Origin of the sequence: Streptomyces sp. NBC_00461 (assembly GCF_036013935.1) — a bacterium.
Taxonomy (GTDB): Bacteria; Actinomycetota; Actinomycetes; order Streptomycetales; family Streptomycetaceae; genus Streptomyces.
Genome location: NZ_CP107902.1, coordinates 522,223 through 544,749 on the forward strand (window position 1 = coordinate 522,223; position 22,527 = coordinate 544,749).

At 69.1% G+C, this 22,527-nt stretch carries 14 protein-coding genes and 1 pseudogene; 4 read left to right on the forward strand and 11 right to left on the reverse strand.

Annotated elements, in window-relative coordinates; translation table 11 throughout:
• Positions 1-178: 178 nt before the first annotated feature.
• Both OG870_RS02555 and infA read left to right on the forward strand, forming a co-directional pair.
• A complete protein-coding gene (locus tag OG870_RS02555) occupies positions 179-970 on the forward strand; it encodes a GNAT family N-acetyltransferase (RefSeq protein WP_266524703.1) in 792 nt (263 codons plus the stop codon).
• A complete protein-coding gene (infA, locus tag OG870_RS02560) occupies positions 967-1,191 on the forward strand; it encodes a translation initiation factor IF-1 (RefSeq protein WP_266524701.1) in 225 nt (74 codons plus the stop codon). Before OG870_RS02555 ends, infA begins: the two co-directional genes overlap by 4 nt.
• Before the next feature lie 122 nt (positions 1,192-1,313).
• On the opposite strand, the gene OG870_RS02565 is transcribed toward infA, so the two are convergent.
• Positions 1,314-2,363 (reverse strand): LacI family DNA-binding transcriptional regulator, encoded by a 1,050-nt coding sequence (locus OG870_RS02565; RefSeq protein ID WP_327690562.1) that lies wholly within the window; start codon positions 2,361-2,363, stop codon positions 1,314-1,316.
• Between the two features lie 112 nt (positions 2,364-2,475).
• Between OG870_RS02565 and OG870_RS02570 the strand changes: the two genes are divergently transcribed.
• Positions 2,476-2,994: an amidohydrolase family protein gene (locus tag OG870_RS02570; protein ID WP_266845336.1), complete on the forward strand. Its 519-nt coding sequence runs from the start codon at positions 2,476-2,478 to the stop codon at positions 2,992-2,994.
• Between the two features lie 37 nt (positions 2,995-3,031).
• On the forward strand, positions 3,032-4,369 hold the full coding sequence (locus tag OG870_RS02575) for a ferredoxin reductase family protein (RefSeq protein ID WP_405626443.1): 1,338 nt from the start codon (positions 3,032-3,034) through the stop codon (positions 4,367-4,369).
• A gap of 42 nt (positions 4,370-4,411) precedes the next feature.
• Here OG870_RS02575 and OG870_RS02580 read toward each other — a convergent pair whose 3' ends face one another.
• The 10 genes and pseudogenes from OG870_RS02580 to OG870_RS02625 form a co-directional block, all read right to left on the reverse strand.
• A complete protein-coding gene (locus OG870_RS02580) occupies positions 4,412-5,743 on the reverse strand; it encodes a ricin-type beta-trefoil lectin domain protein (protein WP_266593947.1) in 1,332 nt (443 codons plus the stop codon).
• 59 nt (positions 5,744-5,802) lie between these two features.
• On the reverse strand, positions 5,803-7,785 hold the full coding sequence (locus OG870_RS02585) for an alpha-L-fucosidase (protein WP_327690563.1): 1,983 nt from the start codon (positions 7,783-7,785) through the stop codon (positions 5,803-5,805).
• A gap of 52 nt (positions 7,786-7,837) precedes the next feature.
• Positions 7,838-10,246, reverse strand: a complete 2,409-nt coding sequence (locus tag OG870_RS02590; protein WP_327690564.1) for a ricin-type beta-trefoil lectin domain protein — start codon at positions 10,244-10,246, stop codon at positions 7,838-7,840.
• A gap of 48 nt (positions 10,247-10,294) precedes the next feature.
• Positions 10,295-12,127 (reverse strand): RICIN domain-containing protein, encoded by a 1,833-nt coding sequence (locus tag OG870_RS02595; RefSeq protein WP_327690565.1) that lies wholly within the window; start codon positions 12,125-12,127, stop codon positions 10,295-10,297.
• A gap of 37 nt (positions 12,128-12,164) precedes the next feature.
• On the reverse strand, positions 12,165-13,700 hold the full coding sequence (locus OG870_RS02600) for an arabinofuranosidase catalytic domain-containing protein (protein ID WP_327690566.1): 1,536 nt from the start codon (positions 13,698-13,700) through the stop codon (positions 12,165-12,167).
• Between the two features lie 74 nt (positions 13,701-13,774).
• Positions 13,775-15,427, reverse strand: a complete 1,653-nt coding sequence (locus tag OG870_RS02605; protein WP_327690567.1) for a glycoside hydrolase family 27 protein — start codon at positions 15,425-15,427, stop codon at positions 13,775-13,777.
• 45 nt (positions 15,428-15,472) lie between these two features.
• Complete coding sequence (locus OG870_RS02610) at positions 15,473-16,894, reverse strand: arabinofuranosidase catalytic domain-containing protein (protein ID WP_266524685.1); 1,422 nt, start codon at positions 16,892-16,894, stop codon at positions 15,473-15,475.
• A gap of 403 nt (positions 16,895-17,297) precedes the next feature.
• Positions 17,298-18,764, reverse strand: a pseudogene (locus tag OG870_RS02615) (endo-1,4-beta-xylanase); the annotation flags it as partial.
• A 75-nt stretch (positions 18,765-18,839) separates the two neighbouring features.
• Positions 18,840-19,991: a ricin-type beta-trefoil lectin domain protein gene (locus tag OG870_RS02620; protein ID WP_327690568.1), complete on the reverse strand. Its 1,152-nt coding sequence runs from the start codon at positions 19,989-19,991 to the stop codon at positions 18,840-18,842.
• Between the two features lie 54 nt (positions 19,992-20,045).
• Complete coding sequence (locus OG870_RS02625) at positions 20,046-22,502, reverse strand: RICIN domain-containing protein (protein ID WP_327690569.1); 2,457 nt, start codon at positions 22,500-22,502, stop codon at positions 20,046-20,048.
• Positions 22,503-22,527: the final 25 nt, after the last annotated feature.

Below are 22,527 nucleotides of genomic sequence, written 5' to 3' on the forward strand. Positions count from 1 at the left end.
TTGAGCGAGGCGGCGTGCCGCTGCTACTTTCGCGATGGACCGTGAAGTCGTCGTATGGAGGTGAGCCCCGTGAACACAGTTACCCGTGGGTGCTCCCTCAACCCGTCACGGTCCGGCGGCTGACGTTCGGTGTCGCCAGGAGCGCCTGAGATCGAGGCACTCCTGGAAGGACACTCCGATGGATACAAAATCTTTCGCATCTGGCCTGAGCGATAACGCGGTGATGATCACGCGCGTCGCGGACAGGCAATGGCATGCGCTGGACGACGACCTGGTGGTCGGCCGCGGGCATGCGCAACACCGGCCCGACGGACGCTTGTTCGTCAGCATCGACGCCTGGCACGACGCCACCTTCGACCGGCTCGCCGAGGCGATGCTGGCGGAACTGCCGGAGCCGCTGTACACGGTGGTCGACGAAGCCGATGTCGAGTTGACGGACCGTTGGCGGCGGGCCGGTTTCACGATCCGGCGCCGCGAGTGGGAGTACGTCGTGCCGACCGACCCGCGGGTCACGGGGCTCGCCGAAGTCCTGCCGCCTTCAGGCGTGGCGATCGTGCCTGCCGGTCAGGTGGACGTGAGTCTGCTGCGGGCGGTGGACCGCGCGATCCGTGACGAAGTCGAGGCGACCGTCGGGTGGCAGTCGATGCCCGCGGAGGTGATCCCTCGCCCCGAGGGCGACACCATCGTCGACCCGTCGAAGTACGCGGTGGCCGCGGCGCCGGATCGCTATCTGGGTCTGATCCGGGTGGTGACGGTGAACCGGCCGCGCATCGGGCTGGTCGCGGTCCGGGCCGGTGAGCAGCGCCGCGGCATCGCGCGGGCGCTGCTGGCCCACGCGTTGGGGACGCTGGACCGCTCCGGGTTCGCCACGGCCTGGACGGAAGTCCAGGAGTCCAACCAAGCGGCCTCGGCTCTCTTCGAGGGCATCGGCGCCCGGCCGATGAGCAGCAACCTGGAGCTGGTGCGATGACGAAGAACAGGAACGTCATCGAGGTCGAGGGCAAGGTCGTCGAGTGCCTGCGCAGCGCCATGTTCACCGTGGAGCTCGAGAACGGCCACCAGGTGCTCGCGCACATCAGCGGGAAGATCCGCAAGAACTACATCAAGATCGTGCTGGAGGACCGGGTGCTGGTGGAGCTCCCGCCGTACGACCTGACGCGCGGCCGGATCGTGTTCCGGTACCGGAACTAGCAGCGGTACCAGCGGCGGTCGGCGCCTTCCGCGACAGCCCTGATCCTGAGCCCCGGTCACGACGTTTCCGTGACCGGGGCGCTGATGGTGTCTCGCATGGCTGCGGCAGGCCATTGTCCTCGTCACCGTCGTCCTGCGTCCGTCTCCGGGCTGCGTGTGGACCGGCGAGGGGCCAGCTCCGGCTGCACGATACGGCGCCGGTCCACACCGCCGCGGGCGTTGATGACGGCGATCAGCAGGTCGACCGCCGCGTCCGCCACCCGGTCCGGGCGCAGGCTGAGCGTGGTGACGGGCGGGGTGGTCGTCGCGTAGTCCGGATCCTCGCTGATACACGCGACCAGGAGATCCCGCGGCACCCGAAGTCCTCGGTGACGAGCGGCGGCAAGGATGTTGTGACCGGAGTCGGAGTAGACGCCGATGACAGCGTCCGGTCGCGGATCGTGGTCGAGCAGCCGGGCGACCGCGTCCTGTTCGGCCGTGAAGTAGTCGGGCAGCGAGTCGTACTCCTCCACCAGGGCGGGCATGCGGTGTTCGTCGCACCAGGACCGGTAGGCGTCTGCAACCAGGTGCGGGTAGGCGTCGTCGTGCAAGGGCAGGGTGAGCCCTATCCGCCGGGCGCCGGACTCCGCGAGGTGGCCGAGCAGGAGACGCAGGCATGCGTCGTAGTCCGTGTCGACCCACGCGTCGCACCAGTGCGGCTGGGGTGGGCGGCCTCCGCAGACCATCGGTATGCCACGCTCGCGCAGGATGGAGCGCACCGGGTCGTCCGCGCGCGGTTCGACGTGAATGACGCCGTCCATCGGTGTGTTCAGCCACATCCACGGCGACATCGAACTCGGCATCACCTGGAGCAGGTAGCCGCGCTTGTGCGCCGCCGCCATGGCACCCAGCACCAGCTGTGCGTAGTACGGGATCTCGGTGTAGGGGACGGGCAGGTCGCCGTAGGTCGTCAGGGTCAGGCTGAGCACTCCGGTGCCACCGCGGGCCAGGGCCCGGGCCGTGCCGGCCGGGGCGTAGCCGAGTTCGGCCGCCGCGGCCAGTACACGCTGCCTGGTCGCCTCGGACAGCCGCCCGGTGCCGTTGAGCGCGTTCGACACCGTGGCCGTGGACACCCCGGCATGTGCGGCCACGGCATCCAGCGTGGGACGCCGCCAGACACGCGAGATCGTCATCGCTACCTCGTGTTGTTCAACTGCCCTGGTACGGCTTGTGGTTAAAGCCTTAATCAATCAGCCTTCCCGGCGACGGCAGCCGAGGACAGCCGCCGGGTGAGGAGTTAATCAGATGCCAGATGCCTACGACGGCACCTCCGCGTCCGCCGCGGGCGGCCCGCTGCAGCGGCGGACGTTCCTGGCCGCGGCCGGGGCAGGCGCCCTCGCGGTCGCCGGTGCCGGAACGGCCACACAGGCGGCGACCGGACGGCATCCGGTGCGGGTGTCCACCGTGCTGCTGAACGGGCGCGTGTGCACCGCAACCCACGGCCGCGCGCCGGCACAGGCGGTGGCTGTCGGCAGCGACGGCTCGGGGATGGTCCGGCCTGGCCAACGGGCCGACCTGATCGTCCTCGACCGGGACATCAGCAAGGTGCCGGTGAAGGACATCCGCGCCACCAAGGTCCGGTACACCCTGGTCTCCGGACGGGTGGTCCACGACGCGGCGTCACAGACGGGACACGCCGGCCGGTGCCGAGGCGGCGCAGCGCATGGGTGTGCTGGGCGCCGGCCGGACGCGCGGCGGTTCCTGCTGCCAGGGGCGCTGACCCGCGCAGACAGACCCGCCGGGCAGCAAGCAGAACGGTCATGAACAAGAACCCGCGTCACATGAACAAGAAGAGGAAGCAGTGGAAGCGACACATACCCAGGTGCCCCGAGGCGCCATCTCTCCGGTCGTCGCGGCGCGGTGGGCGCTGTGGACGTTTGTCGTCGTCAATCTGGTGATCGTCGAGGTCCTGTCCCTCACCGCCGGGACCGGCCAGAACGGGGTGCTCACGGTCGCCAAGTTCTTCGGCCTGCACGCCGCCGTGCTGATGCTGTTCCAACTGCTGCTGGTGGCCCGACTGCCCTGGCTCGACCGCCGTATCGGCATGGACCGGCTGACGGTGTGGCACCGGTGGCTCGGCTTCACTCTGCTGTGGACCATCCTCACCCACGCCACGCTGGTGGTGCTGGGCTTCGCGAGGCTCGGCGACACGTCGATGACGAAGGCGTTCCTCTCGCTGGCCGACGTGCCGGCCTCCCTGCTCGGGATGGGGGCCGCGGCGATCGTCGTGGTGGTCGCCGCGGTCTCTGCCCGCTTTGCGAGACAGCGGCTGCGGTACGAGATCTGGCACGGCCTCCACCTGCTGCTGTACGTGGCGTTGGGGCTGTCGTTCGTCCACCAGTTGCAGGAGACCACGACCTTCACCTCTTCCGCGCTCGCCGAAATCTACTGGTGGGCCCTGTGGTTGTTTGCGTTCGGTGCCCTGGTCACGGGCCGGATCGTCATGCCTCTGTGGCGCAACGCCTACCACCGATTTGAAGTCACCGCGGTGGTCCCGGAGTCGGACAACGTGGTGTCGGTGCACGTCACCGGCCGCCACCTCGACAGGCTGCCAACCCGGGCCGGCCAGTTCTGCATCTGGCGCTTTCCCGGGCACAACCACTGGTGGCTGGCGAATCCGTTCTCGCTGTCGGCGGCACCGGACGGCCGCACGTTGCGTCTGACCGCCAAGGCGGTCGGCAGCACCAGCGCCGGCCTGCGGCACATTCGGGTCGGCAGTCGCGCGTTCGTGGAAGGCCCGTACGGGGCGTTCACCTCGTTGCACCGAACGCAGCCCGGCACCCTGCTGATCGCCGGAGGAGTCGGCATCACACCGATCCGAGCCCTGCTGGAGGAGGAACCGGCCGGCGACATCGTCGTCCTCTACCGGGTGCGCAGCGAGAACGACGCCGTGCTGGTCGACGAGGTACGAGACCTCGTCGCCGACCGTGGCGGGCGGCTGCACCTGCTCACCGGCCACAGGGGCGAGGGGGCAGCGCCGTTCGAGCCGGACAGTCTCCGTGCTCTGGTTCCCGACATCACCGAACGCGACGTGTACGTCTGTGGCCCGCCCACGATGACCTCGGCCGTGCTCGGCTCCCTGCGCAGGCTGGAGGTTCCTCACCAACAGGTCCACGCCGAGCGGTTCGGCCTGGCCTGACCGCGGGGCCAGGACGGCACGGTGCCGTCCTGGCCTCGTGTGTCAGTTCAGGCGCCAGTGCTGGTTCGCACCGCCCGAGCAGCCCCACAACTGGACCTTCGTCCCGTTTCCGGTGCCCTGGCCGCTCGCGTCCAGGCAGAGACCGGACTGCGCTGCGGTGATCGTGCCGTCGGGATTGACGTTCCACTGCTGGTCCGCCTGCCCGCCGCAGTCCCCGATCGCCGCCGGGGTGCCGTTGCCCGCGGACTGGCCGACGCCCAGGCACTTGTTGCCGTAGACGACCAGTTGCTTGCCGGTGGAGTAGGTCCACCGTTGGTTGGAGCCGCCGTTGCAGTCCCACAGTTGTGCCTGCGTGCCGTTGGTGGTCGTGGAGTTGTTGATGTCGAGGCAGCGCCCCGACTGCTGGCCGATGATCTCCTGGTTGCCGGAGGGAGGCGGCTGCTGGTTCGAGCCGAACTGGGTGAAGAACTGCCACACCGCTGCCGACGTCCAGGTGCGCCAGCCGTCACCGGTGGAACCGTCTATCGGGCCGGGGTCGTGGCCCGCTCCGTCGAACGCGGCCCATACGACGGGGTATCCGGACTTGCATCCGGAGTAGGTGGTGATGATGTGCGTCAGGCTTCCGTTGGCCGGCTCGGGCGGGTTCTGCGGGGTGCAGCCGTTGGCGCGGACGAACGTGTCGCGCAGTTCCCGTCCCGACGCGATGGGCAGCACGTTGTCCCTGAGGCCGTGCAGACCCATGTAGGCGATGGGCTGGTTGCCGCCGCTGCAGCCGCTGAGGTTCGCGCCGGAGTAGACCGCGACCGCGCGGAAGACCGTCGCCCGTGAGCAGGCGAGGGCGTACGACATTCCGCCGCCGTAGCTGAAGCCGCCGGCGAACAACTGGGTGGTGTCGACGCACAGACCTGCTTCGATCTGGTTGACCATGGCGTCGACGAAGGCCACGTCCTGGCCGCCGGGGTTGGCCCAGCCGTTGCCGTTGCCCTGGGGGGCGACGAAGATCGTGCTGTTGTTCGCGTTGTCCGCCAGGCGCCTCAGACCGTAGTAGGACCAGTTGTATCCGTCCGTTCCGCCCGAGTCGACGTCGTTGGCCGTGCCGCCACGCCAGTGGAAGCCGAAGACCAGCCGGTAGGGGTGGTTGTTGTCGTAGCCGGCGGGGACCCTCAGGATGTAACTGCGGTTCTGGCCGCCGCTCTGGATCGTGTGGGTGCCACTCGTCAGGGCCGGGGCCTTGCCACAGCCGGCGGTCGCCGCGGCGGCTGCGGTGGTGGCCGAGGCGGGCGCGCCGAGACCGCGGCCTAACGAGGTGCCCGCAGCGGACAGGACGAGAAGTATCGCCGCCGCGATGGACAGAAAGAGCGGTGTGCGTTTCATGCACTCCTGCTTCCGTGGTCGGGGGATGGAGGGGGGTGTCGGTCGATCGCCGCGGCGCTTCACACGCCGGTGATGGTCCATTCGTTGTTGGTGCTCGAGTTCGGCGTCCACAGCACGGCCGTCGAGCCCACCGCGGTGCTGCCGCTGCCGTCGAGGGCGGTGCCGGTGCCCCGGTTGACGATCTGGTAGCGGTTGCCGCCCAGGCTGCCCAGCGACCACTGCTGGTTGTTGCCGCCGTTCCACGCCTCCTGCCGGGCGGGAGCGCCGTTGGCGGAGTTGCCCCAGCTGTCGGCGGCCATACCGTTGGCGCGGTTCATGATGCGGAGGTAGCCGTTGCCCAGGTCGATGAGCTGCCACTGCAGGTTGGCACTGCCGTCGTAGCTCCATTGCTTGAGGTTGGAGCCGGAGGCGACGTTGCCCCCGCTGTCCAGCGCCAGCCCGCTGGTCACGTTGGCGATCTTCACCCAGGTCGTGGAGCCGCCCGGTGCGCCCAGGACGGGAATCTCACCGGAGAAGGTGAGCTTGACCGTGTAGGCCAGGGCGCTGAACGGCGGGTTCGACGAAGGCATGGCCAGGTGCAGGCCGGAGGCGTCCTGGGTCGGGGTGGGCAGGTTGGTGTAGGTGCCGGCGGCGTTGTTCAGCAGTTGGGCGTCGGTCAGGGTGCTGAGGTTGATCTGGTTCGAGTTCAGCGTGGTGACGGTCATGGTGCCGCCCTGCCAGCCCAGCGCCGTGACGTAGAGGACCTTGTTGTCCTGGCTGCGGGTGAACCGGACGTCCTGGGGTTTTCCGGCCACCGGTCCGCTGAACGAGCCTCCGCCCATCTTGGTGGGGCCCTCGCCGTAACTGGCCCAGGAGCGGGTGCCGTAGACGGCCTCTCCGAAGCGGCCGAGCCAGTCCCCCATGGCGAGCAGGATCGACTGCTGCCCGGCGGGGATGGTGCCGTCGGCCATCGGGGCGATGTTCAGCAGCATGGTGCCGCCCTTGCTGACCCGGTCGATCAGCGAGTGCAGCAGTGCCTGCGTCGAGTAGTAGCCGATGCCCACCGTGTAGCACCAGCTGGACGAGGAGATGCTGTCGTCGGTCAGCCAGTAGGGGGTGAGCAGCCCGGCCGGGCCGCCGCGCTCGAAGTCGAAGACCTCGCCCTTGTTGTTGAGCCCGTCCTTGTAGGTCGCGGCCACGTCCTTGTTCCAGGAGACCGCCTGGTTGTAGTAGTGCGCGAGGAACTGGAGCCGGTAGGACTCCTGCACCAGGTTGAGGTCGAAGTCCTGCCAGAGCAGGTCCGGCTGGTAGCAGTCGATGACCTCGGCCAGCTTGTCGTACCAGAGCTTGTTCTCCGTGTCCGAGCCCTGCTGCCCGTAGAGAACGCGGAGCGCCGGATCCGACTGGGACGGCACGTGGTCGTAGAAGCCGTTGAAGTGGTAGGCGTGGTGCAGGGAGGCCATGAACTTCAGCCCCTGCCCGCGGATGGCCTGCGCGTGCAGCCCCACGAGGTCGAGCCGGGGACCGTGCCGGACGGAGTTCCACGGGTTGGCGCGGCTGTTCCACATGGAGAAGCCGTCGTGGTGTTCGGCGACCGGGCCGGCGAATCTGGCGCCCGCGGACTTGAACAGCCGGGCCCAGGCGTCCGGGTCCCAATTGCCGCCCTGGGAGGCCGGTTTGGGGGCGAACTGCACGAAGTTGCCCGCCTTGTCGCGGGCTCCGTCGATGAAGTTGTTGTACGGCCACACCGAGGGGTCGCCGTAGGTGGCGATGTGGTGATTGTTCTCGGCCGATCCGCCGATGTACATGTTGCGCGGATACCACTCGTTGCCGAACGCGGGGACGCTGAAGGCGCCCCAGTGGTAGTAGATGCCGAACTTGGCGTCCTTGAACCAGGCCGGGGCCGGGGGGTGCTGGTCGACGGAGGACCAGCTCGCGGTGTAACTCGCGGGGCCGTCGGTGGCGGCGGCCTCGGGGGCGAACCGCAGCAGGCCGTAGATCGTGGCCGCGCCGGTCGCCGCCAGCAGCCGGCGTCGGCTGATGGGGAGGGGGGAGGAAGTCATGCGGGACCTCTCACGTCATTGACGGGATGGGGTGACGGCGGCCGGCGCCGGATCACTCGCGTGCCCACTTCTGGTTGTCGGCCCCGCTGCAGGTCCACAGCTCCAGCAGGGTGCCGTTGGCTGTTCCCGCACCGGTGGCGTCCAGGCACAGGCCGGACTGGGCGCCGGTGATCGTGCCGTCGGCGTTGAGCGTCCACTTCTGGTTGCCGCCGCCCTCGCAGGTCCGGATGTCGACCTTGGTGCCGGGGCTGGTGCCGCTCCCCGAGGCGTCCAGGCAGACGCTGCCGTAGACGCGCAGTTCACCGGCCGAGGTGCTCGTCCACTGCTGGTTGCTGCCGCCGTTGCAGTCCCACAGCTCCACCTGGGTGCCGGACGTCTGGGACTGGTTCGGTACGTCCACGCACCGGCCGGAGCCGGCCCCGACGATCGGGGCGGTCGTGCCGCCGCCGGATCCGCCGCTGCCGGGGGTGAGAGAGAGGTTGTCGAACTGTGCCGTCTCACCCTGGCTGGTCGCGTAGCCGACCTGTCCGCCGGCCCAGGTGCGGTCGTTGGCGGAACCGGCCGTGGCACCGTCGATGACGGCGGTGACGGAGGTTCCGGAGAAGGTGAGCGCGAGAGTGTGCCACCGGTTGGTGCCCAGGGCCGCGGTCGTGCCATGGGCGAGGGTGGAGACGGTGCCGTTGGTGCCGGAGTTCAGGATCGACCAGGCTCCGGTGTCGCTGACCCTCAGGTGGTAGGCGTTCAGTCCGCCGGTGCTGCTGTAGTCCTGCCCGTTCGCGCGTCCTATCAGCTCGGCGTATCCCGGCTGTTCTAGCAGCACGTCGGACGAGACGGTGTAGTTGCTCCAGCTCACGTCACCGAGCAGGGCGTGCGGATCGGACAGGGCGTCCCAGGTGATCGGTTTCTGGGGGCTCATCTGGCGCACGCACTTGCCGCCGCGTCCTCCGCCGCAGCCCGCGACCTCGAAGGCGCCCTGCCAGTCCATGAGGTACTTCGCCTCGGTGCCGGTGGCGTTGCCGTCGAAGGAGTCGCTGTACGGCAAGCTCATGGCGCCCTGGGCGGGAGCGGTCGCGGTGCCCTTGCCCTGACCGGTCGTGGTGGTCAGGGTGTAGAGGCGATGGGGCTGCAGGGTCAGGCTGAGGCCGCCGCCGGACGGGGTGATGTCCGTGGTGTGCACGAAGTAGTCGGCGGGATTGGCGGAGTTGACGTCGGTCGACCAGACGTGGACGGTGGCGTTGGACAGGCCTCCGGTGACGTTGAGGTTCAGGGTCTGGGCGCTGCCGGCGTCCATCGTCTCGATGACGGTGGACCAGTCGGCGTTGTTGGTGGACTTCAGCGAGACATAGCTGCCGTTGTTGCGGTTGCCGCCGATGTAGCCGCTGGAGGAGTCGAGGTACTTCCAGCCCGGGGCGGTGAACTGGCTGGTGTGCGCCATCACCCAGGTGTTCTTGCCGATAGCGTAGTGGCCGGACCACGGCTGCGAGGCGAGCGTGAGACCCATGGTGGGGTACGGCAGGTTCGGTGTGATCGCCGCGACCACCGGCCAGTTGAGGTACGCGGTCATCCGGCCGTCGATGTATCCACGGTTGATGCCGCGGGCCATGGCCGGTGCTCCCCCGTTGTAGTCGTCCGAGCCGTTCTCGCTGGCCCACAGCGGCTTGCCGGACGATGTGGCGGCCGACGGCACCGAGCAGTTGGACTGGGAGGAGCGGTAACCGCAGGGGTAGTGCGTGCCGATGACGCTCACCGCTGCGGCGAACGCCTGGTTGGAGTTGACGTCGTTCGCCACGGACCAGTCCGAGTCGGCTGCGACGATCTTGACGCCGGTGTAGCCGTTGGCGTTGAGCGCACTGCGCAGTTGCTCGTACCAGGAGACGTTGTAGCCTCTCTCGTTCCAACCGCCGAGGTAGTCGATACCGAGCCCGTGCTGTTTGGCGCAGCCCAGCCACGAGACCAGGTAGTTGATCATGTCGGTGGACCAGAAGTTGCCGCCCCCGATCCAGCCGGGGGCGCCCCAGGCCAGTCCGTACAGCTTGATGTTCGGGTTGCGGGCCTTGGCCTGCTCCATGAGCCACCATTCGTAGCCCCGGTCGCAGTTCAGGTCGGAACGGGTGTGCTGGTGGCTCGGCTCGGCTCCCGAGGTGGAGTTGGTGTCCCCGCCGATCTCGGCCTTGAGCATCTGCAGGGAGGCCCCGTAGCCGGGCCGGAAGAGGTAGTCGAGGATCTGGCTGCGCTGGGGCTCGGGATAGTCGGTCAGAAGTCTGCTGTTGCCGCCACCGCCGCTGATCGCGCCGACGCCGTCGAAGGTCCGTCCGACGGAGGCGCCGTTGATGGTGACGGAGGTCGCGGCGTGAGCCGGCGCGGCGACCGTGCCGACGAGGCCGCCGGCGGCCAGGACGAGGCCCGTGAGCACGGCCGTCGAGGCGCGCAGGCGCCGCAGCAGCCGTCTGAGTGCTGACACGGTGGGGGTTCCTTTCGCAGGTCGGTGGGGTCCGCGCCGGGTGCGGGATCAGCGGACGGCGAAGTCCTGGTTGGTGCCCGGCGCGTTCTTGCACTGCCATTGGTCCAGTTGCTGTCCCGCGTTGCTGCCGGCGCCGTACACGTCCAGGCACAGACCGCTGTTGCGGTTCTGGAAGGCGTACGTGCCGTCGGACTGCCGTACGGGCAGCCACAGGGCGCCCGCCGCCGTGCCGGGGGCCTGCTGGACGATGTCCGGGGTGCCCGCCGCCGTGGAGCTGCCGGCGACCGCCACGTCCTGGCCGGAGTTCTGGGCGCGCAGTTCGCCGTAGCCGTCCGAGGCCGGCATGAACCGGAACTGCTGGTTGCCCTGCCCGTTGCAGGTCCACTGGTCGATCACGGTGCCCGCCGTTGTGGAGTTGCCGTACACGTCCAGGCACAAGTCGTCGTTGGCGACCACGAGTTGGTGGTAGCCGTCCGGGAAGCCTCCGCCGCCGGACGACGCCGGAGTCAGGTACACGGCGAAGGCGTCGTGCGCGCCCTGGAACGTGAACGGCACGGTGACCGAGCCGCCGGAAGCGCTCACGTTCTGGTCGTACACGGTCTGCGGCGCACCCAGCGGTGCCTGGTCCGGGATGCGGTGCACGGTGACGTGCACACTGCCGGCGTTGGTGAGCCAGGGCACGGACGCGAGCCCGTTGAAGGTCACCGACGCGGCGCCGGTGTAGCCGTTGGAGTCGCCGATGACGGCCACCGCGCGTTTGGCGGCGGCGTCCTCGGCGGCGGCGATGGCCGTCGAGCCGACCTGGCCGGAGGTGTCGACGAGGGTTCCGGTCAGGTCGGCGTAGTCCCGAAGCGCCCACCAGTTGCCGGTCGGCTGCCAGGTCCCCCCGCTCTGGGTGAGCACTCCCGTCAGGTTCGGGGTGACACAGCACACCCAGTTGCCGCGCATCGCGTTGGCGTACCCGGACTGCGCGAACCGCGCCAGGTACCAGGCCGTCACCCCGGCGGTCTGCCGGTCGGCCGGCTGGTACTCGTTCGAGGACAGCGGCAACGGGCCGATGCCCGCCGCGCTCAGGGCGTTGCGGAGGCTCTGGGCGACGGTGACCGGGTCGTCGACGTCGCCCTCGTTGTGGTTGGTGATCATGTCCGGCACCGTCCCGGCCGCCTTCACGTGCGCGAGCCAGGTCCGCCATTCGCCCGGGTTGCCCTGCGGGGTGAACGCGAGGGACGGGCCCACGATCTGCGCCCCCGGGGCGATACGCCGGATCTCCCGGTAGGCGGTGTCCCACATCTGGAAGTACTGGGCGCTGTTGACACCCCGGGTCCAGAAGGCGGAGATGTCCGGCTCGTTCCAGATGTCGTAGGAGAACGTGAGCCCCGAAGCCTGCAGTGCGCCCACCGTGGAGTCGATGAAGCCGATCCAGTTGGAGCAGTCGCCGTTGTCGCAGGGGTACCTCGTTTTCGAGGGCTGGCCGCCGTTCGCGCCGTAGATGTCGCTGACCAGCACCTGGTACTGCGCGTGGTAGGGCGGCCGGGTGAGGCGTTTCGCCTGTGCGACGATCGAGTCGACGTCGGCCCGGGTTGCCGAGGCGTACTGGTAGCCGTCCCTGATCCAGCCGCCGGAGAACCATCCGCCGCCGCGGAACGCGTTGATCCCCAGCGGCTGGAGGAACTGGTCGACAGGCTGGCTGCCGTCCTCGCTGATGCCGTAGAGGAACCCCTCCCCCACGCCGGTCGACGGTCCCCGGGCCGATGCCAGGTCGACGCTCAGCGACGTGCCCGCGGCGGCCCGGCTCGGGGCCGTCGACAACAGCGCCAGGACGAGTGCCAGGACGACACCGCTCACCAGTGCCAGACGGCCGGGTCTCGCTCTCGTCGTCATCAGATCCTCCTGAGATTGGGCGGCGTGCCTCACCGGGTCAGCTCAGCGTCCATTTCTGGTTGGACTGGCCGTTGCAGGTCCACAGCTGCACGGGGGTTCCGTTGGCGGTGGCGGCGCCCGAGACGTCCAGGCACAGCCCGGACAGGGTGCTGGTGACGGTGCCGTTGGTGTTGAGCGTCCACTGCTGGTTGCTCTGGCCGTTGCAGGTCCAGGTGATGACCTTGGTGCCGGGGCTGGTGCCCCGTTCGGAGGCGTCCAGGCACAGACGGCTGCCGGCCAGGGAGACGGTCAGCTCGTGCGAGGAGCTCTGGGACCAGGTCTGGTTCGCCGCGCCGGAGCAGTCCCTGATCTGCGTCTGCGTGCCCGGAGTCGTCGAACTGCCAGGCACCTCAAGGCACTTGCCCGCACCCACCGCGTGCAGCGCACCCGTCGTGCCGCCCCCGCCGCTGCCCGATCCGTAGCCGGCGGCGGTGATGGCGGACTGGACGGCGTTCTCGGTGGCGTCGGAGGGGTAGCCCGCCGTCATCGCGCCTTCGAAGAACTCGCCTTGCCCCGAGACGCTGTTGTCGCCGCCGGTGCCGAGGAGGACGGAGTTGTCGACCTTCATCGGGGAGTATCCGTTGGGCAGGGGGCCGGAGAACGTGGTGGTCAGGCCGCCGCCGGCTCCGTTGCCGTACTTGAGTGTGAAGTTGCTGGTTCCGTTGTTCTTCAGCCACGCGCTGACGAAGGGGTAGTGCACGCCCTGGTTGTTCGGGTCCTTGTTGGAGCCGGTGTTGGTGTGGAACATGCCGTTCTCCAGGTCGGCCTCGACCCACGGGCCGTTGCCGGTGCAGCCGTTGAACCAGCAGGCGTTGCCCCAGTAGATGGCGTTCATGGTGGCGTTGCCGGTGTCGGTGTGGGAGTTCTCGCCGCTGCCGTAGTCGAAGCAGCACCACTGGTTGGTGTAGTTCGACGACGTCACCATGTAGATGCCTTCGGGCTGGGAGCCGGTGGCCACTCCGCTCGCGTGGTCGATGCGGTACCCGACACCTTGGGTACCCTTGACGCCGAAGACCTGGTGGCCGGCCGCGGTCACCGGCAGGGCCATGGCGTCGGCGCCCACGTCCGATCCGTTGGGGCCGGGCCCCTTCCAGTAGCCGCCCCAGGAGATCGGCAGGTCGTTGTGCCGGGTGGTCTGGTCGTAGATCTTCGTGATCGTGCACGATGTCCCCGAGCAGAACGACACCTGGGACGCCGCGTCGGCGTACCCGCCCGCGGCGAGCACCCCGATGTCGCGGTAGCTGTGGTCGGAGGACCGCTGGATCTGGTACAGCGGCCCGTTGTACGCCGCGAAGAGCGCCCTGGTCGTGGCGTGCGCCGTCACGCACGGCGTTCCGCCCGCCGCGTAGAGGTCGCACGGAAGCGACGCGTCCGCCGCGGGCGCGGGCGCCGACGCGTGGCCGACGGCGGGTGTGCCGGTCCGCGCGGAAGTGGCGAACGAGGGTGTCCCCAACGCGGCCAGAGCCATCACCAGGGCGATCAGGAGCACCGCCGGGAATCGCCTGCGCCGGCGATCGGTTGCTGATCCGGGCATGGAGGAGACCTCCTTTGTGGCGGTGCCGCCGTACGGCGGCACCGAAGCTGCCGGTGGCCGGAGAGAGGGGCGAGTCATCGCAGCGCCCATCCCTGGCTGCTGCTGCCGTTGCAGGTCCACAGCTCGGCGAGACTTCCGTCAGCCGTGGCCCCTCCGGTGACGTCCAGGCACAGGCCGGACTGGACGCCGGTGATCGTGCCGTCGGTGTTCAGCGTCCACTGCTGGTTGCTCTGGCCGTTGCAGGTCCAGATCTCCACCTTCGTTCCCGGCGTGGTCCGGTTGTTGTAGGCGTCCAGGCACCTCTGGCCGCTGCCGGAGTAGACGGTGAGCGAGCCAGAGGCGGAATGCGTCCAGGTCTGGTTGGCGCCGCCGTTGCAGCTCCAGATCTCCGCCTGGGTGCCGGCGGTCGTGGTGGAGTTCGGCACGTCCAGGCACTTGTCCGCGCCGGCCGCGTGCAGCTCGCCGGTCACGCTGGTGCCGCCACCTCCGCCGGTGCCGCCCGCGACCCGGTACATCACGGTGCCGTGGGCCGGCACGGAGGCGCTGATCGTGCCGGAGGTGGTCGAGGACGCGCCCGACCACAGGTCGGTGAGGGTGTAGGCGGACGCCCCTGTCTTGCCGATCGCGGCCGCGGTGGTGGTGATGGTCGCCGTGGAGTTCGTCTCGTTGAACAGGGCCACCGACACGTCCCCGTTGGCGAGCGGCTTGGCCAGCACGTCCAGGCCCCCCGAGGAGGACACCATGGTGCCCTGCTTGCCGAGGGGGTCCTGGTCGACCGCGATCACCCGGGAGTTGGTCAGGACGGACAAGGTGGAGGAGCTGGCCGAGGGGATGTCGGTGCCCGCGATCAGCGGTGCGGCCATCTCCGCCCAGAGACTGAACTCGCTGCGGCTCTCGGTGGCCGTCATCGAGCCGTTGCCGACTTCCAGCATGTCCGGGTCGTTCCAGTGGCCCGGGCCGGCGTAGGAGGCCAGTCCGACGTTGCTGTGGAAGATCGACAGCATGCTGGAGAAGCTCGGGCTGATGTCGCCCGTGGTGCGCCAGCTGTTGCCCACGTCCGCGCCCCACGTCCACACGTTGTCCTGGCCCCAGTTGCACAGGCTGTACAGGATCGGCCGGCCGGTGGCCGCCAGGGCGTCCCGCATCGCGGTGTACCGGGTCCGTGCCGGCGCACCGGTGTTGTTGCAGTTGTCGTACTTCAGGTAGTCCACGCCCCACGACGCGAACGACTGCGCGTCCGTGCTCTCGTGGCCGAGGCTGCCCGGGTATCCCGCGCAGGTCGCGGTGCCCGCGTCCTCGTAGATGCCCAGCTTCAGGCCCAGTGAGTGCACGTAGTCGGCGGTGCCCTTGATGCCGTCGGGGAACTTCGCGGGATCCGGCACCAGGTGGCCGCCGGAGTCGCGGTTGTGGGTCATCCAGCAGTCGTCGATGTTGACGTACGAGTAGCCGGCCGCCTGCATGCCGTTGGTGTGCATCGCCTGGGCGGTGGACTTGATCAGCGACTCGGAGACGTTGCAGCCGTACGCGTTCCAGTCGTTGAAGCCCATCTGCGGGGTCGGCGCGAGTCCGTTGCCGAGTGCTGCGGCGGGTGGCGCCGTGCCGAGCGAGAGGAGGGGGGCGGCCGCGACGAGCAGCACGGCCGAGAAGGCGAGCGCCAGGCTTCTGCGCAGGGACAGCAGCGGGGGCAGCGGCCGAACGCTCCTGGCTCTCGCGGTGGTCGTGGGCATACCTCATCGACTCCTGGGACGAGTGGGAGGGGAAGGTGAGAGGGTTCAGCGGTAGCCGGCGGCGGTGATGTCGGCCTGCACCGCGCTGTCGGTCGCGTCGGAGGGGTAGCCGGCGACGACGGCGCCCTCGTAGAAGGTGCCGGCGCTCAGGTTGGCGCCGCCGCCCGGCTTGCAGCAGTCGCCGCCGCTGCCCAGAACGATGGCCCCCTGTTTCTTCATGGGGCTGTATCCGCTGGGAAGGCCGCCGTCCCACAGGGTTGTCAGGCCGCCCGACTGGGCGTTGCCGCCCTTGAGGGCGAATCTCGACGTGCCGTTGTTCTTGAGCATCGCGGTGACGAACTTGTTCGCGAACGCCCGCTGGCCCGGATTCCAGGACTGGCTGCCGCCGGAGTACAGGCCCCATTCGAGATCGGCCTGCACCCAGGGACCGCTGCCGGAGCAGCCGCCGAACCAGCACTGGGTGCCGAAGTTGATCGCGTCCATCGCCCCGGCGGCGTCGGCCTTGCGGTCCGTCTCGCTGTTGCCGTAGTCGAAGCAGCAGCCGCCGTTGACATGGGTGCCGCTGGTCACCATGTACGCCCCCTCGGGTGCGGCACCGGTCGGCACGCCCGTCAGGTGACCGTCCCGCCAGTAGCTGTTGCCGGGGTTGATGTACAGCGAGTAGGCCTTGGTCCCCCCGGCGGTGAGCGACTCGGAGGTCGCCTTCGCGGGGCTGCTCTGACTGGAGCCCGGGACCTGGGCCGAGCCCTGGTACCACAGGTCGTTGCCGTGCCCGGACTGGTCGCGGACGACGGTGATCACGCATGCGGTGCCCGCGCAGAACGAGTCCTGCGCCGCCGCGTCGGCGAAGCCACCGGACGCCAGTACGCCGATGTCCTTGGTCGCGTTGTCCGAGGCGCGCCTGACCTGGTAGAGGGGGCCGTTGTACGAGCCGTAGAGCGCGCGCACCGTGCTGTGCGCGGCCACGCACGGCGTCGCGCCAGCGGCGTAGATGTCGCACGGACCCGACCCGTCCGCCGGAGGCGCCGGCGCGGTCCACTTCTGGTTGCTCTGGCCGTTGCAGGTCCACAGGATGACCGCGGTGCCGTCGGCCGTGCCCGCCCCGCTCACGTCCAGGCAGAATCCGGAGGCGGCACCGGTGACGGTCGAGTCGGGGTTCTGTCGCCACATCTGGGTCACCCGCCCGTCGCACGGCCGGATGACCACCGCGGCTCCGGGAGCGGTCCGGGTGTCGTAGGCGTCCACGCACCGGGTGCCGTTCATCGTCCTCAGCTCACCGGCCGCCGTGAACTCGAACGCCTGGTTGGCCTGGCCGTTGCAGTCCCAGATCTGCATCCCCGTACCGGAGGTGTCGACGTTGCCCTTGACGTCGAGGCACCGCCCCGACGCCGAACTCACCAGGGCTGCCGCGGACGTCGGCGCCGACCATGCCGGTGCGGCGGTCAGGAACATGGCCAGCAAAGCCATCACGCATACGGCGGCATGCGCCGGCAGGCGTGGTGCACGAGCGGCAAGGCTGCGGGGCGGAGCGCATGGAGGCTGCATTCTGTGTCCTCGGATATGCGGGGGAAGGGGACGGAGAGTGCCGTGCCTGTCCGAAAGGGTTCGGAAGGGGTGCCGACCGCTCCCGTCAGCGCGCGCCCTGGAGCACTCACGAGGACACTCATACATCCCATGTCGCATAGTGATCCCACAGGCCCAATACACTGTCAATAGACCTGTCTTCGCGATTTCAGATCTGATCCATCCCATGTTTTTCCTGGTCAGGGCGTTCTGAGGGCGCGCCGAACCCGCGCCCGGCGACGATTGCCGTACCGGGCGCGGGGGTTCGTCAGAGTGCGGGTCCGCGCGCTGGGCGCGGGTCACCTCACCTGAAGCTCCAGTGCTGGTTGGCGCCGCCGTTGGCGTCCCAGATCTGGACGGGGCTCCCGTTGCCGCCCTGCCCTGCCGGAACTTCCAGCGCCCGGCCGGATGCGGCGTTGGTCAGGGTGTAGGAACCGTCGCCGTTCTGGCTCGCCCTCCAGTGCTGGTTGGCGCCGCCGTTGGAGTCCCAGATCGCCATCCGCGTCCCGTTCCCCGTCTGACCGCCCGGCTCGTCCAGAACCCGTCCGCTGGCGACGTTGGTCAGGGTGTAGGAGCCATCGCTGTTCTGGCTGGCCCGCCACTGCTGGTTCGCAGCGCCGCTGGAGTCCCAGACCTGCAGGGGCGTCCCGTTCGCGTTCTGCCCGCTGGGGACGTCCAGCGCCCGGCCCGCAGCGACGTCCACCAGCGAGTACACGGTTCCCGAGACAATGCCACCGGGGTTGCCCGAGCCGCCGCCGAGCGCGGACAGGGCCGCGTCGTAGGCGGGCTTCTTGGTGCCGTTGCGGTCGAACAGCAGGGGGTTGTCCCCGCTGCGCCAGGAGTCGCTGTCGCGGATGCCCCAGACGGTGATGCCGGTGCAGCGCGCGACGTTCATGCACGCCTTGACGGTGTTGGCGTACGCCGTCGGCGACGCCTGGGCGATGTCCAGCTCGGTGATCTGTACGTCGACGCCGAGCGCGGCGAAGTTCGACAGTGTGGTCTGGAAGCTCGACGGCGGGCCGCCGGCGCCGAAGTGGGACTGGAGGCCGACGCAGTCGATGGGCACGCCGCGGGACTTGAAGTCGCGCACCATGTTGTAGACGCCCTGGGTCTTGGCGTCGGACCAGTTCTCGATGTTGTAGTCGTTGTAGCAGAGCTTGGCCGCCGGGTCGGCCGAGCGTGCGGTGCGGAAGGCCTGCTCGATGAAGCCGTTGCCCAGCACGTCCTGGAACACCGAACTGCGGTGCTGGCCACTGCCGTTGTCGGCGAAGGCTTCGTTGACCACGTCCCAGGCGTAGATCTTGCCCTTGTAGTGGTTCATCTCCGTGGTGATGTGGTTGTTCATCACGCTGCGCAGGGTGTTCGCGTCCCTGATGGAGCTGACCCAGCCGGGCAGTTGGGAGTGCCAGACCAGCGTGTGTCCGCGCATCCGCTGCCCGTGCGCGGCGGCGTGGCTGACGATCTGGTCACCGGGCCCGAAGTTGAAGTTGCCGCGGGACGGCTCGATGGTGTCCCACTTCATCTCGTTCTCCGGGGTGATCATGTTGAACTCCCGGTCGAGAAGGGTGGAGTACGTCGAGTCTCCGAGCCTTCCGGCGGCCACGGCCGTGCCGAAGTAGCGGCCGCTGTCGGCCGCGGCCGCGCCCAGCGTGCCGGAGGCGGCGTGGGCGGCGGTGTTCGCCGGCCCGGCCAGCGCCAGTACCGTGCCGGCTGTGAGTCCGACGGCCAGGGCCAGTGTCTTGCGCAGACGGGGCTCTTCGTTGAGCCAGGACATCAGAAATCATTCTCCTTGTGTGTGGGAGTGGGGGGTGAGACACCGACCACGAGTCGGTGCCGCGGTCCTGTCGGGTCAGGGAGCCGAGGTGGTGACCGGCAGCGCGGTCCACTGCTGGTTGGCTCCGCCGTTGCAGTCCCACAGGACCAGTTGTGTGCCGTCGGTGGTGGACGAGCCGGGGTCGTCGAGGCAGCGGCCGGAGGCCGGGTTGCGGTAACCGCCGTTGTACGCCTGCCATTGCTGGTTGCTGCCGCCGTTGCAGTCCCAGATCTGGATCCTGCTGCCGTTGGCGGTGGCGCGGCCGGTCACATCGAGGCACTTGCCGAGCGCACGCAGGGTGTTGTCCGCGTGCGCGGACCACTGCTGCGCGGCGGAGCCGTTGCAGGCCGCGATGTCCGCGGCGCTCCCGTTGGCGCTGTTGCCGCCGCTCACGTCCAGGCACTTCCCCGCGATTCCGGAGCGCACCTGACCGCCCGCCGAAACCGGCGGTTTGATCCAGCCGTCCGCGTCGGCGGCCTGCACCCCGGCGTTGAAGGCGTCCGCCATCTTGCGGAAACCGTTGTCGTTGGGGTGCAGGGCGTCGGACAGGTCCGCACTGGTCAGCGCACTCATGTCCACCAGGCGTACGTGCTTGCCGGCGGCCTGCGCGTCCTGGACGATTCCCGGAAGCCTCGCGTTGAACGCCGGCCGGTTGGCCTCCTCGGTGCCGCTGGTGGAGACGATCACGGTGCCCAGTAGGACGGTCGCGTCGGGGGCGGCGCGCGTGATCTGGTCGATGAGTGCGCGGAGCCGGTCGGGAGCGGTCGGGATCTGGTAGTTGCCGTTGAGGTCGTTGGTGCCGATCTCCAGGGTGATCACGTTCGGGCGGTATCGGGCCAGCACGGAGTCGGCGATCCCGGCTATCTGGTCGATCCGCCACCCGGAGTGGCCTTCGTTGTCCGGGTCGGACAGGGTGCCGTTGCGGCCCGAGCCGACGAAGTCCGGGGCGTGCCCCTCGGCCGACAGCTGGTTCCACAGGTAGCCCCGGTAGCTGTTGCCCGACGGGCTGCCGACGCCCCAGGTGATCGAGTCGCCCAGCGGCATCAGCCGCACGGTGGCGGGCGCCGCGGCGAGGCGTGCGCCGGACGGCGGCGAACCGCTGCCGGCGGCGGCCGTCGCGGGTGACGCGGCGCCGACGCCGAGCGCCGCCGTGAGCGCGGCGGCCAGGAGTGCCGAGTACGTCTTCATCGTCGTTCCTCACTGGTGCGGGACAGTGGGTGGGGTGAACGAGCGCGCGAGCGGTCAGCGGGGGGTGAAGTCCTGGTTGCTGCCCGCCGTGTTCTTGCAGGGCCACTGGTCGAGCTGCTGGCCGAGGTTGCTGCCGGCGCCGTAGACGTCCAGGCACAGGCCGCTGTTCTGGTTCTGGAAGGAGTACGAGCCGTCCGACTGCCGTACCGGCAGCCACAGACCGCCTGCCGCTGTGCTCGGGGCCTGCTGCACGATGTCGGGCGTACCGGCGGTGGTGGAGCCGCCCGACACCGCCACGACCAGCCCGGAGTTCTGCGCCTGCAGCTGCCCGTAACCGCCCGAGGCGGGCAGGAACTGGAACTGCTGGTTGCTCTGTCCGTTGCAGGTCCACTGGCCGATCGCGGCACCCGCGGCGCCGGAGTTGCCGTTCACGTCCAGGCAGAGGCTGTTGCTGCCGATCACCAGCTGGTGGTAGCCGCTGGGGAACCCGCCACCGTCGCCCGGGGACTGGACGCCTGCCTGCTGGATGACCTGCCGGGCGCCCTGCGGCCAGTTGGTTCCGCTGACCTGCACGTTGCCGGTGAGGACGTTGTTGTGCGGAGGTCCGGTGGCCACGTAGGTGTTGCCGCCGTTGTACCAGTTGCCGGAGAAGGTGCTGTCGTCGGTGTGGTTGTTCGCGTTGGCGTTGGTGAGCGCCCAGTTGCCGGCGTCCTGCACCACGTTGTGCGACAGCGTCAGATACCGGGAGCCCTCGTCGAGGTACAGCGCGGTGGTGCGGCCGTTGTCGTACATGTAGTTGTCGGAGATCACCGAGCCGGGGCTTGCGGACAGGTTGTAGATGCTGCCGCCGTCGAACATCGCGTTCTTGGTGTCGTAGATCAGATTGTGCGAGACGGTGTTGTTCTTCAGCGTCGTGGGGGTGCTGTAGACGGGCTGGTAGTTGTACGTGCCCCGGTTGACGTAGTCCTGGCTGCCGCCCGGGTCGTTGGCGCCCCAGCCCCAGCCGATGTCGATCCCGTCGTAGGGCAGGTGGTCGCACTGGTTGTGGCTGATCGTCGCGTTGGTGACGTAGGTGGACAGGATGGCGGCGGTTTCCTTGTAGTCGGTGCCCACCCCGCTGACCTTGTTGTTGCTGATCGTGATGTTCTGGTTGGTCATCTGCGGGTTGCTCGGGTGGTGGGCGTCCGGCTGGATCCCGCCGACCTGGATGCCGCTGCCGGCGATGTCGGTGAAGGTGTTGCCGGTGATGGTGACGCCGCCCGCGCCGAGTCCGGTGCCGGAAGCCGTGGCGACGCCGTCGTTGCCTATGCCGAGGCCCGCCTGGCCGAGTTCGGAGAACGTGTCGCCGGAGAACGTGATGCCGGTGGCCGCGGAGACCTGTACGGCCCCGGGCATCTGCGCCCAGCGGTTGCGGGTGGCCTCGAACTGCGTGCACCCCGACTTGCAGGTGCTCAGCCAGTTGGCGGGCATCGCGTAGGCGCCGGTGATGTGCGCGCCGCTCTGCTGGTCCGCGTAGCCGTCCGGTCCGCTCGGGCCGAGCCAGGAGGTTCCCGTGAACCGGATGCCGGTGAAGCTCAGATTGGCCGCCGGTGCACCGTAGCTGCCGCTGACGCCGAGCAGGCTCTGCAGCCGGGGCAGTTCGACGTCGAGGCCGTTCGGATTCTGGCCCGGCTGGGCCCGGTAGTACAGGTCGCCCGTGGAGGCGTCGAGATACCACTGTCCGGCCTGCTGCAGGAACGCGTAGTTGTTCTCCAGGTACATCGTCCCGCCGGCGAACGGGGCGTTGATGGTGTCGTAGCCCCAGGAGTTGTTGTTCCACGCGGGCTGCTGCATGGTGACGGTCCTGCCGCTGATCGACTGGACCGGCGCGTAGCGGTCGGTGAAGGAGTTGATGCTCTCGACTTCCATGTGGCTCTGGTCCGAGAGGCCGGCCAGGTAGTCGAGGGAGGAGTCGGTGATGGTCAGGCCGGTCTGGGTGAAGGCGAAGCCGGAGCGGGGCACCGGGATCGCCGCCCGCGGCGCCTCCTTGCCGTTCACGTACAGCTGGCGCGTGTTCACGCCGGTGCCGACGTGGACCGACCAGATGTTCTTCAACTGATCATGCACCTGCCAACCAGTGATTTGCTTCGCACCGGACACGACCGGCTGCTGACCGGACCCGGCCTGGTAGGTGATGGTGTGGCCGTTCTGGCCGCCGTCGCCGGAGCCGAAGGTCAGTGGCTTGGTCAACCGGTAGGTGCCACCCGCCAGATGGACGACGATGTCCGAGTCGGCGGAGAGCCGGTGCGCGGGCTGCTGCGCCTGGTCGATGGTGGTGAACGGCTGCCCGGCGGTGCCGTCCCCGCCGGGAGCCGCGTCCGGCGCCACGTACAGGTCGGCGGCCGCCGCCTCACGCTGTGCCGGTGCCGCGTACGCGACCCCGACCGTGGCCTGGCCAGAGGCCAGTAGGGCGAGCAGCGCCATGGGGGTGGCCCACAGGCCACGGAGCGCTCTGGCTCTGGCTCTGGACATGGTCATCCTCCGGTGATGTCACGTG

Excerpts from the sequence above, each read along its gene's own strand:
- OG870_RS02555 (WP_266524703.1), top strand. The coding sequence starts at position 179 with ATGGATACAAAATCTTTCGCATCTGGCCTGAGCGATAACGCGGTGATG.
- infA (WP_266524701.1), top strand. The coding sequence starts at position 967 with ATGACGAAGAACAGGAACGTCATCGAGGTCGAGGGCAAGGTCGTCGAG.
- OG870_RS02565 (WP_327690562.1), bottom strand. The coding sequence starts at position 2,363 with ATGACGATCTCGCGTGTCTGGCGGCGTCCCACGCTGGATGCCGTGGCC.
- OG870_RS02570 (WP_266845336.1), top strand. The coding sequence starts at position 2,476 with ATGCCAGATGCCTACGACGGCACCTCCGCGTCCGCCGCGGGCGGCCCG.
- OG870_RS02580 (WP_266593947.1), bottom strand. The coding sequence starts at position 5,743 with ATGAAACGCACACCGCTCTTTCTGTCCATCGCGGCGGCGATACTTCTC.
- OG870_RS02585 (WP_327690563.1), bottom strand. The coding sequence starts at position 7,785 with ATGACTTCCTCCCCCCTCCCCATCAGCCGACGCCGGCTGCTGGCGGCG.
- OG870_RS02595 (WP_327690565.1), bottom strand. The coding sequence starts at position 12,127 with ATGACGACGAGAGCGAGACCCGGCCGTCTGGCACTGGTGAGCGGTGTC.
- OG870_RS02600 (WP_327690566.1), bottom strand. The coding sequence starts at position 13,700 with ATGCCCGGATCAGCAACCGATCGCCGGCGCAGGCGATTCCCGGCGGTG.
- OG870_RS02605 (WP_327690567.1), bottom strand. The coding sequence starts at position 15,427 with ATGCCCACGACCACCGCGAGAGCCAGGAGCGTTCGGCCGCTGCCCCCG.
- OG870_RS02610 (WP_266524685.1), bottom strand. The coding sequence starts at position 16,894 with ATGGCTTTGCTGGCCATGTTCCTGACCGCCGCACCGGCATGGTCGGCG.
- OG870_RS02620 (WP_327690568.1), bottom strand. The coding sequence starts at position 19,991 with ATGAAGACGTACTCGGCACTCCTGGCCGCCGCGCTCACGGCGGCGCTC.
- OG870_RS02625 (WP_327690569.1), bottom strand. The coding sequence starts at position 22,502 with ATGTCCAGAGCCAGAGCCAGAGCGCTCCGTGGCCTGTGGGCCACCCCC.